Annotated in this window: 14 protein-coding genes; 4 read left to right on the top strand and 10 right to left on the bottom strand. The window is 71.3% G+C overall.

From position 1 onward, the window contains the following. Positions 1–10: 10 nt before the first annotated feature. From HC362_RS07710 to HC362_RS07725, 4 genes are all read right to left on the bottom strand, one after another. Positions 11–787: a hypothetical protein gene (locus HC362_RS07710; protein ID WP_243083178.1), complete on the bottom strand. Its 777-nt coding sequence runs from the start codon at positions 785–787 to the stop codon at positions 11–13. An 18-nt stretch (positions 788–805) separates the two neighbouring features. Beyond that, a complete protein-coding gene (locus HC362_RS07715; protein ID WP_016470291.1) occupies positions 806–1,105 on the bottom strand; it encodes a DUF4193 domain-containing protein in 300 nt (99 codons plus the stop codon). A 489-nt stretch (positions 1,106–1,594) separates the two neighbouring features. Continuing rightward, positions 1,595–2,818 (bottom strand): HAMP domain-containing sensor histidine kinase, encoded by a 1,224-nt coding sequence (locus HC362_RS07720; RefSeq protein WP_243088421.1) that lies wholly within the window; start codon positions 2,816–2,818, stop codon positions 1,595–1,597. Between the two features lie 77 nt (positions 2,819–2,895). Further along, positions 2,896–3,549 (bottom strand): response regulator transcription factor, encoded by a 654-nt coding sequence (locus HC362_RS07725; protein ID WP_209268554.1) that lies wholly within the window; start codon positions 3,547–3,549, stop codon positions 2,896–2,898. Between the two features lie 338 nt (positions 3,550–3,887). Here HC362_RS07725 and HC362_RS07730 point away from each other — a divergent pair, with 338 nt between their 5' ends. After that, on the top strand, positions 3,888–4,049 hold the full coding sequence (locus HC362_RS07730; protein WP_019359798.1) for a hypothetical protein: 162 nt from the start codon (positions 3,888–3,890) through the stop codon (positions 4,047–4,049). A gap of 120 nt (positions 4,050–4,169) precedes the next feature. Here HC362_RS07730 and HC362_RS07735 read toward each other — a convergent pair whose 3' ends face one another. From HC362_RS07735 to HC362_RS07745, 3 genes are all read right to left on the bottom strand, one after another. Further along, positions 4,170–5,054, bottom strand: a complete 885-nt coding sequence (locus HC362_RS07735) for an IS982 family transposase (protein ID WP_243083179.1) — start codon at positions 5,052–5,054, stop codon at positions 4,170–4,172. Between the two features lie 62 nt (positions 5,055–5,116). Beyond that, the gene (locus tag HC362_RS07740) at positions 5,117–5,893 is read right to left on the bottom strand and encodes an inositol monophosphatase family protein (protein ID WP_243088422.1); all 777 of its coding nucleotides are present in this window, start codon (positions 5,891–5,893) and stop codon (positions 5,117–5,119) included. A 153-nt stretch (positions 5,894–6,046) separates the two neighbouring features. Next, the gene (locus HC362_RS07745; RefSeq protein ID WP_243083180.1) at positions 6,047–7,207 is read right to left on the bottom strand and encodes a ferrochelatase; all 1,161 of its coding nucleotides are present in this window, start codon (positions 7,205–7,207) and stop codon (positions 6,047–6,049) included. Between the two features lie 214 nt (positions 7,208–7,421). On the opposite strand from HC362_RS07745, the gene HC362_RS07750 reads away from it, so the two are divergent. Then, positions 7,422–8,765, top strand: coding sequence for a D-arabinono-1,4-lactone oxidase (locus HC362_RS07750; RefSeq protein ID WP_243083181.1), 1,344 nt, complete (start codon positions 7,422–7,424; stop codon positions 8,763–8,765). 146 nt (positions 8,766–8,911) lie between these two features. Here HC362_RS07750 and HC362_RS07755 read toward each other — a convergent pair whose 3' ends face one another. Further along, positions 8,912–10,039, bottom strand: a complete 1,128-nt coding sequence (locus HC362_RS07755; RefSeq protein ID WP_243083182.1) for an MSCRAMM family adhesin SdrC — start codon at positions 10,037–10,039, stop codon at positions 8,912–8,914. Positions 10,040–10,498: 459 nt separating this feature from the next. Here HC362_RS07755 and sepH point away from each other — a divergent pair, with 459 nt between their 5' ends. Then, the gene (sepH, locus tag HC362_RS07760) at positions 10,499–11,617 is read left to right on the top strand and encodes a septation protein SepH (RefSeq protein WP_243083183.1); all 1,119 of its coding nucleotides are present in this window, start codon (positions 10,499–10,501) and stop codon (positions 11,615–11,617) included. Positions 11,618–11,690: 73 nt separating this feature from the next. On the opposite strand, the gene HC362_RS07765 is transcribed toward sepH, so the two are convergent. Next, complete coding sequence (locus tag HC362_RS07765) at positions 11,691–12,560, bottom strand: sulfurtransferase (protein ID WP_243083184.1); 870 nt, start codon at positions 12,558–12,560, stop codon at positions 11,691–11,693. A gap of 223 nt (positions 12,561–12,783) precedes the next feature. Here HC362_RS07765 and HC362_RS07770 point away from each other — a divergent pair, with 223 nt between their 5' ends. Further along, complete coding sequence (locus HC362_RS07770) at positions 12,784–13,578, top strand: VOC family protein (RefSeq protein ID WP_243083185.1); 795 nt, start codon at positions 12,784–12,786, stop codon at positions 13,576–13,578. Here HC362_RS07770 and HC362_RS07775 read toward each other — a convergent pair. After that, positions 13,544–14,260, bottom strand: a complete 717-nt coding sequence (locus tag HC362_RS07775) for a thymidine kinase (RefSeq protein WP_243083186.1) — start codon at positions 14,258–14,260, stop codon at positions 13,544–13,546. The two genes, HC362_RS07770 and HC362_RS07775, sit on opposite strands and share 35 nt — an antisense overlap. Positions 14,261–14,341: the final 81 nt, after the last annotated feature.

Genomic DNA, 14,341 nt, shown 5'->3' on the forward strand with positions numbered 1-14,341 from the left:
CCCCTGGAGCCTAGGCTCCTGGAGGCCGGCCGGTGCGCAGGTCGGCGCGGATGCGTTCGGCGAGCTTCGCGGTCTCCCGGTGATTGGCGAAGGCGCCGACGGCTGCTCCTATCAGGAACGGCGTGAGGTTCGGCAGATTGCGCAGCGTGCGCTTGGTGATCTGCTGCCGCAGGCGGCTGCGGAGCTCCCCGCCCATGGCCACGCTCACAGTGGCGGGCCGGGTGAGCTCGATGCCCCGCTCGGAGGCCCAGGACCCCAGGTAGGCGGTGGCACGCTCGCGGGCGTTGCCGGGCGCGCGGCGGCCGTAGACCTCGTGGAGCTCGGCGATCAGCTTGAGCTCGACGCCGGCGACGCCGACGATCTCGGCGGCCAGCTCGGCCGGCATGGCGGGCGGCACCGGCAGCATGGCGGCTGCGCCGACTCCGGCGCCCACGGTCGCGGAGCCTTTGGTGGCTCCCGCGACCAGTTTTTCGGCCAGCTCCTCGGTGCCGAGCCCTGGGAACTGCGTGCGGAGTGTCTCCAGATCCCGCACCGGCACACGCGGCGCGGTCTCGATGATGCGCTCGGCGACGGCGTGCAGAAAGACCCGGGCACGGCGCCCCCCGGCACGCCACAGGGCCGCCCTGCCGCGCCGGCCTTCACCCCCGGCTCCGTTCAGGTCGCCGCCGGGCAGCGCGGACAGCGCTGTGCCACCTGTGTGCGGCTCGGGGCCGCCCTGGTACGGCACGAGCGAGGCCGACCGGTCATGAGGGCCTCGCTCGTCGTCACGTGCACCTTCGACCGCCACGAGCAGTCGGTCCGCTCGTCAGGCCGCGCAGTCGCGGCAGATCGGCTGACCGTTCTTCTCCGCGGCGAGCTGGGAGCGGTGGTGCACCAGGAAGCAGCTCATGCAGGTGAACTCGTCCGCCTGGCGGGGCAGCACCCGCACCGACAGCTCCTCGTTGGAGAGGTCGGCACCGGGCAGCTCAAGACCCTCGGCCTGCTCGAACTCGTCCACGTCGACATTGGACGCGGACTTGTCGTTCCGCCGGGCCTTCAGCTCCTCGATGCTGTCTTCATTGACGTCGTCGTCGGTCTTGCGTGGAGTGTCGTAATCCGTAGCCATTGTCGCTCTCCCCCTCTGGGTGTCTGTGGTGTCTCCAGCGCACGTAACGCGTGAGAGGCCGGACTTGTGCCCGGCCTGAGGCGGAGATTTTGCCTCACATCAAGGTCTGTTACTCAATCGACACCCAACCGCACCCCTGAAGAGGTGATCATGTCGGTTGCCGAGGAGGACCATAAACGGTCCCCGGTAGTGCTCCACACACGCCATCCGGGGTACTGCCCACGATCTCCACCTGCGGAAACCTGGACTTTCCGGGATTTGTTCCCGTCCGGTGGCCACAGTGCGCACCTCTTGAAAGATTCGCGTGTGTGATCGATCACAGCTCGGTCGTAAGCGGTGCGAAGCCGTGAATTCCGCATATAGCGAACGACATCCTGGCTACGTCGAGCTGTTTTCAGTCACTCTTCGTCACCTCCACGTCTCTCGCCTTCGCTCACTCCTGCCACGGCCTCACCGAGCGCCGCGGTCCCGCACGGCTTCCGCGCCCTCTCACAGCGGCAACGTCACCCGGATCACCAGGCCGCCGTCCTCGCGCGGCACGGCCGAGACCGCGCCGCCGTGCGCCCGCGCCACCGAGCGCACGATCGACAACCCGAGCCCGACGCCCTTGTCGCTGCCCGTCCGCTCCGTGCGAAGACGCCGGAACGGCTCGAAGAGGTTGTCCACCTCATAGGCCGGTACCACCGGCCCGGTGTTCTCGACGACCAGCACCGCCTGCCCCGGCTGAGCCTCGGTACTCACCGACACCCAGCCGCCTTCCCGCACGTTGTAGCGCACGGCATTCTGCACCAGATTCAGTGCGACGCGCTCCAGGAGTACCCCGTTGCCCTGGACATATGTGGGCTGCCGCACTCCGCGCAACTCGACGCCCCTGCCTTCGGCCTCCCCGCGCACCTGTTCGACCGCCTGCGAGGCCACCTCGGCAAGGTCCACCGGCTTGCGGTCCACCAGTTCGTTCTCGCTCCGCGCCAGCAGCAGCAGGCCCTCCACGAGCTGCTCACTGCGCTCATTGGTGGCCAGCAGCGTCTTGGCCAGCTGCCGCAGCTCCGGCGAGGCGCCCGGGTCGGCGAGCTGCACCTCCAGCAGCGTGCGGTTGATCGTCAGCGGGGTGCGCAACTCGTGCGAGGCGTTGCCGACGAACCGCTGCTGGGCCGTGAAGGCGCGCTCCAGGCGGTCCAGCATCTCGTCGAAGGTGTCCGACAGCTCCTTGAGCTCGTCGTCCGGGCCTTCCAGCTCGATCCGCTTGTGCAGATCGGAGCCGGCCACCTGACGAGCCGTACGAGTGATACGGCCAAGCGGCGAGAGCACCCGTCCGGCCATCACATAGCCGAAGGCGAAAGCGGCCACGGCCAGCCCGAGCAGGGCCAGCAGCGAGCGGCGCAGCAGCCCGTCGAGCGCCATCCTGCGCTGCTCCTCCGCGCACGCCGACAGACGCTGCATGAACACATCGCTGGGCAGCGTCCCGGTCAGCCCCGGACAGCGGTCCGAGGTCGGCTGCGCGTTTCCGTTGAGGATGCGGAACGGAAGCTGGCTGGCGTCGTCCAGGGCCTGGGCCGCCAGCAGATAGATGATCGTCAGCAGCAGCATGCCGGCGATCAGGAACATGCCGCCGTACAGCAGCGTGAGCCTTATCCGGATGGTGGGCCGCAGCCAGGGTGAGGGGCGTGTCGTCTCGCGCGGGTCCCAGCTCGGCTTGGGCGGAGTCGACGGCATCTGACCCTGGCGCGGGCCGCCGTTGTCGCCCGCGCCGGGGCCGGCCCCTGTGGGGGAGGGTGAGGAAGCCATCGACGTCAGATCCGGTACCCCGCGCCGGGCACGGTCACGATCACCGGCGGCTCACCGAGTTTGCGGCGCAGCGTCATCACCGTCACGCGCACCACATTGGTGAACGGGTCGGTGTTCTCGTCCCACGCCTTCTCCAGCAGCTGCTCCGCGGAGACGACGGTTCCCTCCCCGCGCATCAGCACCTCCAGTACGGCGAACTCCTTGGGTGCCAGCTGGATCTCCCGGCCGTCCCGGAAGACCTCACGGCGGCCGGGGTCGAGCCGGATACCGGCCCGCTCCAGCACCGGCGGCAGCGCCGTTGTGGTGCGCCGTCCCAGCGCGCGCACCCGGGCCGTCAGCTCCGAGAAGGCGAAGGGCTTGGGCAGGTAGTCGTCGGCGCCCAGCTCCAGGCCCTCCACCCGGTCGCTGACGTCCCCCGAGGCGGTGAGCATCAGCACCCGGGTGGGCAGACCGAGCTGGACGATCCGCCGGCAGACGTCGTCACCGTGGACGACCGGCAGGTCGCGGTCGAGTACGACCACGTCGTAGTCGTTGACGTCGATGCGCTCCTGCGCTGCCGCGCCGTCGTAGACCACATCGACGGCCATGGCCTCCCTGCGGAGGCCCGTCGCCACGGCATCGGCGAGCAGCTGCTCGTCCTCGACGACGAGTACGCGCACGGCGCTGTTCCTTCCCTGGGTACGGATGGACTCCCCTGGACACGAAAGGGGGATCGTTGCTCTCCATCGTGCCTCGACCCCCGGTAAATCGGCGGTAAGAGCCGAGGTGAGAGGGTGGGGAGGGACTCCGGCACGGGACCGTGGCACTTTTTCAGGGCGCTTGAGGTTTCTCTGAGGTTCCGGTTGGGGAGGACCTGAGCACCACCCACGATCACGCCCTGTGCGCAGCGTGCCACGACGTACCGCTGACGCAAGTCCGGGGACCACGCCGTGATCGGGGAAGCACCACAATCCCTCGGCACACCCCGTGCCACCGACCCGCGACGAGGGGGCACACCATGGACGCATTCACCGCAGGCATCCTGCAGCGTATACGGACCACCGAGTCCGACCTGCACCGCGCACGTGAATCGGGCGACGACTTCCTCGTGGACGTCGAGCAGTCGGAACTGGAAGACCTCCGCCGTCTCGCCGCCGAACACGGCGTACAGGTCGCCTGACGGCGCGCTTCACACAACCGACGGTGCGGCCCCCGACCGGGGGCCGCACCTTTTTGTACCCCGTCAGGGGGCGCGTTTTCGCGCCCAGGGGCGCGCCCTAGATGATTGAGTCCGATGTTCTTAGTGGTCGTAGGCGATCAGGGATCGTTTGACCGTGGCGCCGGTGGTCCAGTTGTGCCAGATGCCGGTGGCGAGGGCGAGGAGTCGTTGGCCGGTGCGGGCGAAGACCCCTGCCGGGGATCTGGCGCCGTGCTGTTCGAGGCTGAGCTGGCCTTTGAGGGTGTCGATGACGGCTTCGATCCACTGCCGGACCCGGGCGATCTTCCCGTGCCGGACCGGCTCGTCCTTGCGGTCCGGCCGCACGAGGCGGGCACCGAACCGCTCGCTCACGAAGGCTTCGAACTCCTTCCCGGCGAAGCCCTTGTCCGCGAGGATCACCTGTCCCTGGCGGATGAGGTGGTGATCGCGTTCCAGCAGCGCGGCCATCACCTCCCGCTCGCCGAGCTTCGGGGTGGCCAGACACCAGGTGACGGGCATGCCCTCGGCGGTGGTGACCAGGTAGAGGCGCAAGCCCCAGAAGAAGCGCGAATGGCTGCGGCAGTAGCCGTAGCCGGCATGCCCGGCCAGGTCGGAGCGTTTGACGGTCTCGCGGGAGGCCGCGCACGGCAGCGGGGTGGAGTCGATCAGGCGCAGGTCGTCGTCCCAGGTCGGGACCTGCCGGGCGAGCATCTCGACCACCTGGCTGATCAGCGGTCCGGCCGCGTTGAGGCGCTTGTTGTAGGCCGACTGCTGGGGCAGGTAGCGGAAGAGGTGCCCGAGCCGGGCGTGGGCGAAGCGGATCCAGTGCCGGGCCGAGGGAAAGCCCAGCAGGACCTGGGCGACTGCCAGGCACAGCAGTTCGGCGTCCGTGAGTTTCGGTGGTCGCCCGATCCGGCGACAAGGCGCCACATGGTCGTCGATGAACACGTACAGTGCCGCCAGAAGGGCGTCCAGGTTTGTCTTCACACACTGACCAACGGGCGCCCTTCGCCATGGTCGCGACCAGCACACACATCGGACTCACTCATCTAGTCGTGCCAGGCGCCCAGCCGGTCCAGCAGCGGCTGGAGAGCCTCGAAGACGCCGGGCGAGGCGGCGATGGTCAGTTCCCCGTCGGCGGGCTCACCGGGCCGGCCACCGGTGACGGCGCCCGCCTCCCGTGCGATGAGCTCCCCCGCGGCGAGGTCCCAGGGGTTGAGGCCGCGCTCGTAGAAGCCGTCGAGCCGTCCGGTGGCCACATCGCACAGGTCGATGGCGGCCGAGCCGCCCCGGCGGATGTCCCGCACCCTGGGAACCAGCTCCTGGGCCACGGCTGCCTGCGCGACCCTCCGCTCCGTGACGTATCCGAAGCCGGTGCCGATCAGCGCCTGCTCCAGCGGCGGCGAGGGGCGGCACCGCAGCCGGTGACCGTCCAGGAAGGCGCCCTGTCCGCTGACCGCGTGCCAGGTCTCCCCGCGCACCGGCGCCGCCACGACGCCGACGACGCGCTCGCCGTGGAACTCGGCGGCGATCGAGACGGCCCAGTCGGGGCGTCCGTACAGATAGTTGACGGTGCCGTCCACCGGGTCGATCACCCAGCGGACTCCGGAGCTGCCGGCGCTGGAGGCGCCCTCCTCGCCGAGGAAGCCGTCGTGCGGGCGGTGCTCGGTGAGGAAGCCGGTGATCAGCTTCTCGGAGGCCAGGTCCATCTCGGTGACCACGTCGATGGGGCTGGTCTTGGTCGCGGCGACGCCCAGGTCGGCGGGGCGGCCGTCGCGCAGCAGGGCGCCCGCGCGGGTCGCGGCCTCCTGGGCGAGGGTGAGCAGTTCGGCCTTGAGCGCGTCGTCGGCGGGCTCGGTCGGGGACTGCGCGGTGTCGGACCGCGAGGTGTCAGTCACTGTTGTCGCTGCTCCAGTCGGTACGTGTGTGGCGGGTGTATGTCGTTGGACGGTGCAGGGCCTTGCGGGGCCAGAGCGTCCTCACAGGGCCGGAGCGTCGGCGCCGGCCGCCGCCGGCTTGGGTGTCCGCGCCGGACAGCAGCCGACGGGGCACACATCGTGGCTCGGGCCCAGCGCGCCCAGCGCGCACCGTGCGGGCTGCTCGCCCCGCTCACTCGCGGCTCTCTCCAGCACCAGGTCCCGAACCGCCGCTGCGAACCGGGGGTCGGCGCCGACGGTGGGCGAACGGCGTGCCGGCAGGCCCAGCTCGGCGGCCTTGGCCATGGCTTCGGTGTCCAGGTCGTAGCGGACCTCCATGTGGTCCGAGACGAACCCGATCGGCACCATGACCACACCGGGAACCCCCTGCCCGTGCAGCTCCTCCAGGTGGTCGCAGATGTCCGGCTCCAGCCACGGGACCGACGGCGGGCCGCTGCGCGACTGGTAGACGAGGCTGAAGGAGTGCTGCCTTCCGGTGCGCTCCCGGACGGTTTCGGTGATCAGCGCTGCCACGTCGCGGTGTTGTGCCACATAGGCGCCGCCGTCGCCGTGTGCCTCGACCGGGCCCGAGGTGTCGGCCGCGGCGACGGGGATGGAGTGGGTGGTGAAGGCGAGGTGGGCACCGTCGCGCACCTGGGCCGGGAGGTCCTCCAGGCAGGCGAGTACGCCGTCCACGACGGGCTCGATGAAGCCCGGGTGGTTGAAGTAGTGCCGCAGTTTGTCCACCCGCGGCGGACGCAGCCCCTCGTCCCGGAGGGCGGCCAGCGACTCGGCCAGGTTCTCGCGGTACTGGCGGCAGCCCGAGTAGGACGCGTACGCGCTCGTGGCCAGTACGAGGACCCGCTGGTGTCCGTCACGCGTCATCTCGCGCAGCGCGTCGGTGAGATACGGGTCCCAGTTGCGGTTGCCCCAGTAGACCGGCAGGTCGAGACCGTGCTCGGCGAAGTCGTCGCGGAGCGCCGTCAGCAGCGTCCGGTTCTGCTCGTTGATGGGGCTGATCCCGTCGAAGAGGTAGTAGTGCCGCCCCACCTCTTCGAGCCGCTCGGTGGGGATGCCTCGTCCCCGGGTGACGTTCTGCAGGAACGGGACGACGTCCTCGCGTCCTTCGGGACCGCCGAAGGACAGCAGCAGGAGCGCGTCGTAGGGCGCCGGGGAGGCGTCCGGCTCGGAGCCGGAGGATTCGGTGGGGAGCGCATCGGACATGTCTCGATCCTGCCATCCGGTGCGCGGCGGAAGCCGCCGCCCTCGGCTCCGGAGCGCCGGTGTCCGAACGGAAGACCGGAGGAGACCCGTGAGTATGATCCCTCTCCAACTGGTGGGGGCCCGCCGGAGCGGGGGCGTCGGCGGTTGTGGCGCGGCCCTCGGCCACCGCCGGCCGAACCCCGGCCGGCGCCGCGGCGAGAGGGGACGGTCACAGATGAGCGCGCGATCGGGCATACGGGCGGCGGGCGGCCGGGCGGCGACATGGCGGAACTGGGCGGGCAATGTGACGGCCGCGCCGCAGCGGACGGTCTCACCCTCCACCACGGAGGCGCTGGCCGAGGTGGTGCGGCGCGCCGCCGCCGACGGGCTGCGGGTCAAGGCCGCGGGAACCGGTCACTCGTTCACGGCCGCCGCCGTCACGGACGGGGTGCTGATACGTCCCGAACGGCTGAGGGGGATACGGGCCGTGGACCGGGCGGCGGGAGAGGTCACCGTCGCAGCGGGCACCCCGCTGAAGGACCTGAACGCCGCGCTGGCGGCGCGGGGCCTGTCGCTGACCAACATGGGCGACATCATGGAGCAGACCGTCTCCGGAGCCGTCAGCACCGGCACCCACGGCACCGGCCGGGACTCGGCCTCGATAGCGGCCCAGATCAAGGGCCTGGAGCTGGTGCTGGCCGACGGCTCGGTGGTGCGCTGCTCGCCGGAGGGGACGCCACAGGAGCGGGAGCTGTTCGAAGCGGCCCGGGTGGGGCTCGGGGCGCTGGGCGTCGTCAGCGAGATCACCTTCGGGGTCGAACCGGAGTTCCTGCTCACGGCCCACGAGGAGCCGATGCCGTTCGACCGGGTCGTCGATGAGTTCGAGCAACTGGTCGCAGAGAACGAACACTTCGAGTTCTACTGGTTCCCCCACACCGACCGCTGCAACACCAAGCGCAACAACCGCAGCGCGGGCCCCGCGGCCCCGCTCCCCCGGGTGCGCGGCTGGGTGGACGACGAACTGCTCTCCAACGGGGTCTTCCAGGCGGCCTGCGCCCTGGGCAAGGCGGTGCCCGCGACCGTTCCCGGTGTCGCCCGTATCTCCAGCCGCGCCCTTTCCGCACGCAGCTACACCGACATCCCTTACAAGGTCTTCACCAGCCCGCGCAGGGTGCGCTTCGTGGAGATGGAGTACGCGATTCCGCGTGCCGCGCTGGTGGAGGCGCTGCGGGAGCTGAAGGCGCTGGTGGAGCGGTCGGACTTCCGGGTGAGCTTTCCCGTCGAGGTGCGTACGGCGCCCGCGGACGACATACCGCTGTCGACGGCGAGCGGGCGCGAGACGGCGTACGTGGCGGTGCACCTGTACCGGGGCACGCCCCACCAGGGGTACTTCAGCGCGGTCGAGCGGATCATGACGGCGCACGCCGGCCGCCCCCACTGGGGAAAGCTGCACAGCAGGGACGCCGAGTACCTCGCGCGGGTGTATCCCCGGTTCGAGGAGTTCACGGCCCTGCGCGACCGCCTGGACCCGGACAGGGTCTTCGGCAACGACTATCTGCGGCGCGTACTGGGCGACTGACCTCGTACGCCCCGGGCGTACGAGGGCGGCCCCCGGCTTACGAGGGCGGCCCCGGGCGTACGGAGCGGGCCGCACCACCGTCTGTGCAGACGTGCGGTGCGGCCCGTGTGCGGCGCGGGGTCCGTGTGCTGCGTCGCGGAAGGGGACTAGCCCTGCGAGGAGAGTCCGGGCTGCTGTCCCTGGGGGAGCTGGGAGCCGCTGCCTGCTCCGTCGCTCTGTCCGGAACTCGTTCCGTCGCCGTCCTGCCCACTGTCCGAGCCGCTGGTGTCGCCGGAGCCGGGGTCGCTGCTGGAGCCGTCCCCCGAGCCCTCCGTCCCGTCCGACGGGGAGTGGGACGGGTCCGGCGTCGGGCCGGACGTGGTGTCGGTGTCCGTGGAGCCGGTCTTTCCGCTCTCCCTGCTGTCGCGGTCGCCCGGCTCCGTGGACTGCTGGGAACTCTCCGGAGTGGGGCTCGGGCTCTCGCTGTTCCCCGTCCCGTCCTGATCCGTACCGACCCCAGGGGCCTTGGGGGTGTCGCCGGTGGAGGAGCCGTGGTCCGGCCGGAACACATCGCTGAGGGAGGTGCCCTTCCCACCGGAGACGCTGTGGCCGGATATCGCCTCGTACAGCGTGATGCCACCGATCGCGATCACGAACACCACGACGGCGGGCAGCAGCGTACGCCGCCAGCCGCGCCACTTGGTGCCGTGCGTGGTGGCCTCGGTGAACTCCCCGTCACCGGGGACCTCGTCGCCGTCCATCGTGTCCGCACCGTCCGGAGGGCGCCTGACGGTGCCCAGTACGCGCGTGGCGTCGTCATGGCGCGGCCTCCGCGTGGCGTCCACACTGCGCAGCACCCGGGTCGCGTCCTCGGCCGTCCCTCCCGCGGTGGGGAGCAGTTGGGTGGCCGCGGCCCCGGTGTCGTGCAGGGCCTCCGCGTTGTGGAGGGCCTGGCGGGTGTGGTGGCCTTCGTCCTCCTTCCAGCCCGCGGCGGGGTCCCGCACCGGGGCCTGCCGCGCCTTGGGCGGGACGGTGACTTCCTTGATCTGCTCGCCGGTCTTGCGGAAGAAGTGCTGGAAGACCGGGCCGCCACTGGTGGCGACGAGGCTCATCACGCCGGCGCCCAGGAAGGTGCCGTACACCCCCAGTTGCCCCGCCGCGAACGCGGCGATCACCGCGGCGACGGCGCTGCCCAGCACCTGGGCCACGCTCAGATCCAGCTTGCCGGCACTCTTGCTCTCTTCCTGTTGAGGGGTTTCCCTGGGGGACGCAGGTCGTTTGTCGCTCTTGTCCATCTACCGCCCTTGATCGCACACTCCAAGCACTGTGCACGATTAGGGGACTTTCGAGCGAAGGGGAAGGTTCCATTTCGGGTGGTTCTGTGACGCTTCCCACCCCCGTATCCAGGCCAAATGGACTCTTGGGGCGTCAACTCCCTTACTCCGGAGCAACTTCGGTGGCGCGCCGGTCCACCCGGGTGGCCCTAATGGAGTAGTGTGACGAGCCCTGGTCTCGGTTCTGACCCGGCGCTGGCTGCACACAGTGACCACCTCGGTGACTGTGCGTTGTGAGGAGGTAACCGTGCCATAGCGGCGGTTCTGGGCAGTTCCAACGATTCGAACAACGATCTGGACACAGCCTCGGACCCCGAGGAAGTCGGCAAGGTTGTGGCAGGCTGCACCCGGGCAGGCCACACTCGTCTAGCGGGAGCAGCGACGCACGTGACGTCGGCAGGCACCACCCGGGAGGTCCCCATGCCCGAACTGCGTGTCGTGGCCGTCAGCAACGACGGCACACGACTGGTGCTCAAAGCTGCCGACAGCACGGAATACACGCTTCCGATCGACGAGCGGCTGCGCGCCGCCGTCCGGAACGACCGGGCGCGGCTGGGCCAGATCGAGATCGAGGTGGAGAGCCACCTGCGGCCTCGCGACATCCAGGCCCGGATACGAGCCGGTGCCTCCGCTGAGGAGGTCGCGTCCCTCGCGGGCATCCCCGTCGACCGCGTACGCCGGTTCGAGGGCCCCGTGCTCGCCGAGCGCGCGTTCATGGCCGAGCGCGCCCGCAAGACCCCCGTGCGCCGCCCCGGCGAGAACGTCGGACCGCAGCTCGGCGAGGCAGTGGCCGAGCGGCTGCTGCTGCGCGGCGCCGACAAGGACTCCGTGCACTGGGACTCCTGGCGGCGCGACGACGGCACCTGGGAGGTGCTGCTCGCCTACCGCGTCGCAGCCCAGCCCCACTCGGCGACCTGGACCTACGACCCGCCGCGCCGGCTGGTGCAGGCTGTGGACGACGAGGCCAGGGCGCTCATCGGGGAGACCGACGACACACCGGAGCCCAGCTTCCCGTTCGTGCCCCGGATCGCCCGGCTGCCCCGGGAGCGTACGGACCGCGGCGAGCGCTCCGGCACCGGCCGCCACGAGCTGGAGCCCGCGTCCCTGGCGCCCGCGCCCGGCGACGAGGACGACCAGCTGCCGCCCGGCGTCGAGGACGGCAGCGGCACCCCGGACTCGCTGACCAGCCTCCTGGAGGCGGTGCCCAGCTTCCGGGGCGACCTGGTGGTCCCCGAGTCGAAGCCCGCCGGCGCGGACGAGGACGGCGAGGCCGCCGCTTCCGCCGAGACGGTCGAGGGCACCGAAAGCGAGCGCGAGGAGGAGCAGGAGCCGGAGGCCGTGGAGCCGCCGGCGCCCGCCGCGAGCGCCGGGTCCGCGTACGCGGATGTGCTGATGCCTCGTTCGGTGGGCGCCCACCGGGACCGCCTCAAGGGCAACACCGACCGGCAGGCGGAGGCCGACGGCGTCCGGCCGGGCCGCCGGGCGGCCGTGCCCAGCTGGGACGAGATCGTCTTCGGTACCCGCCGCAAGAAGGAATGAGGCCGGGCGAGGGGCGCTGCACCTGGCGGTGCGGCGCCCCTCCCCTCGTGCTCCCTGGCGGACCAGGCAGCCCTCAGCCCCGTTCGGGGCCCGTGGCCACCGGGCGGCGGCCGTCGGCGACCCACTCGCTCCAGGAGCCGACGTAGAGGGCCGCTTCGATGCCGGCCAGGTGCAGTGCCAGGACCTCCTGCGCCGCTGAGACGCCGGAGCCGCAGTAGACCCCCACCTCCGTGCCGGGACCGGCGCCCAGGGCCTCGAACCGCTCGGCGAGGGCTGTCGCCGAGCGGAACGTACCGGCGTCGGTGAGGTTCTCCGTGGTGGGCGCGGAGACGGCGCCGGGGATGTGTCCGCCCACGGGGTCGATCGGTTCGACCTCCCCGCGGTAGCGCTCCGCGGCGCGCGCGTCCAGCAGCACCCCGCGCCGGGCCAGAGCCGCGGCCTCCTCCGCGTCCAGGGTGGGCATACAGCCCGGCGAGGGAGTGAAGTCACCGGTTGCGGGCTCGGGGGTCTCGGTGCTGATCGGCAGCGCTTTCCCCGTCTCGGGGTCGCGGTAGCTCTGCCAGGCCTCCAGGCCGCCGTCCAGGACCCGGACGTCCGGGTGGCCTGCCCAGCGCAGCAGCCACCAGCAGCGGGCCGCCGCCCAGCCGCCGCCGAGGCCACCGGCGTCGTAGACGACCACGGGCCGGCCGGCGGTGACACCCGCGCGGCGCATGGCGTCGCCGAAGACCTCCAGCGGCGGCAGCGGGTGGCGGCCGGTCCCCTGTTCCGGCCGGTCGGCCAGTTCACTCTCCAGGTCGATATAGACGGCTCCGGGCAGGTGGCCCTTCTGGTACGCGGGCAGACCCGGGGGGTCACCGGGCCTGTAGCGGACGTCGAGCAGCACGGGTGCCGCCGAGCCCGCGAGGTCGCTCGCGAGTGCCGGTACGGAGATGATGGCTGTCATGGCGCCATCTTCGCGCAGTCGCCCGCCCGCCGGGCCGGGGGTCCGGCGACGGCACACGGATCGGGGATTCTCGCCCGGAAGCGGAGAAAAGCGGCGCGGCCGGGGAGCGCGGCACGACAGGTGGTGACAGCATCTGCACTGGCGAGTAGTCACGGAGCTCCGGCAAGGACGCCGGGCACTTCCACCGCACGACCGCATCGATGATGGTCAAGGAGCGAAGCAGATGACCGAGGCAGCGACTCGGCTACGGCACACGCCTGGCGCGCCCGCGTGGGCGAGCCTGATGGTGCACGGGCTGGAGGCCGGCAAGGAGTTCTACCAGTCCCTGTTCGGCTGGGAGTTCCGGGCCGGGCCCCAGCAGTTGGGACCTTATGTGCGGGCGGTCGCGGGTGGGCACGAGGTGGCGGGGCTGGGGAAGAAGGCGGACGGCAGACAGCTGCCGGTCGCGTGGCTGCCGTATCTGGCCACGGCGGACGCCGACGAGACGGCGTCGGCGGTCCGTTCGTACGGTGGCACGGTAGCGGTGGGCCCGCTGGACGCGGAGTCGGCCGGGCGGATGGCCATCGTCTCCGATCCGCACGGTGCCCCGTTCGGGCTGTGGCAGGACATGCACGTTCCGGGCCTGGGGACGGCGCCGCGGGGCACGTTGGGCGCTCCGGTCTGGTTCGAGCTCGTCACCCGGGAGACGGGCTCGGTGGTCAAGTTCTACCAGGCGGTGTTCGGTTACGAGGTGGAGAGCATCGAGGCGCCGGGCTTCGACTATCTGACCCTGTGCACGGACGGTGCGCCGGTGGCCGGTATCCACGGTGTGGGTGACGCGTTGCCGCGCGACCGGGGGCCGCACTGGCGTACGTACTTCGCGGTGGAGGACCCGGACGGGATGGCGGACCGGGCCGAGGGGCTGGGCGGCCATGTGGTGCGCGGGCCCGACGACTCACCGTACGGACGCCTGGCGACGCTCGCGGACCCGGAGGGTGCGCACTTCAGTGTGATCCGGCCCGTCGCAGCGGATCGCTGAGCCCGCGCCCCGGCGGCACCTTCGGAGCGGAGGCGGGCTCGTCGACGGGCAGGACGTCCGGCGAGAGCGCTCCCGCGCCCGCCGAGGCCGCGGTGAGCCGCCTGCGGTGGTGGCGCCGGCACAGCACCTCGTAGCCGACCTCACCGCTGGGTTCGCCCACGTCGCCCACCACTACCTGGGCTCCCTCGACCACCATCCGACCGCCGACGGTCCGCGCGTTGTGCGTGGCGCGCGCTCCGCACCAGCACAGCGCCTCCACCTGGAGCGTCTCCAGCCGGTCGGCCAGCTCCATCAGCCGCTGGGAGCCGGGGAAGAGGCGGGTGCGGAAGTCGGTGGCGATGCCGAACGCGTAGACGTCGATGCCCAGGTCGTCGACGACGCGGGCGAGCTGCTCGACCTGCTCGGGCGCCAGGAACTGCGCCTCGTCCACGATCACGTAGTCGGTGCGCCCTCCGGCGGTCAGATGGCGGACCAGGTGGTGCTGGAAGTCGAGGTCCTCGGCCACTTCGACGGCCTCGGCGACCAGGCCGAGCCGGGAGGAGAGCCTGCCGGTGCCCGCGCGGTCGTTGCGGGTGAAGATCATGCCCTGGAGGCCGCGCGCCGAGCGGTTGTGCTCGATCTGGAGCGCGAGCGTGCTCTTTCCGCAGTCCATCGTGCCGGAGAAGAACACCAGCTCTGGCATGGGTGGTTCGGGCCTTTCTCGTGCGGTTCCTCGGGGGTGCCCCGCGGGCTCGGGGCCGGCGCCCGGAGCACGCGGGGCAGG

It is taken from the genome of Streptomyces sp. 891-h (assembly GCF_022760275.1).
GTDB classification, from domain to species: domain Bacteria; phylum Actinomycetota; class Actinomycetes; order Streptomycetales; family Streptomycetaceae; genus Streptomyces; species Streptomyces spirodelae.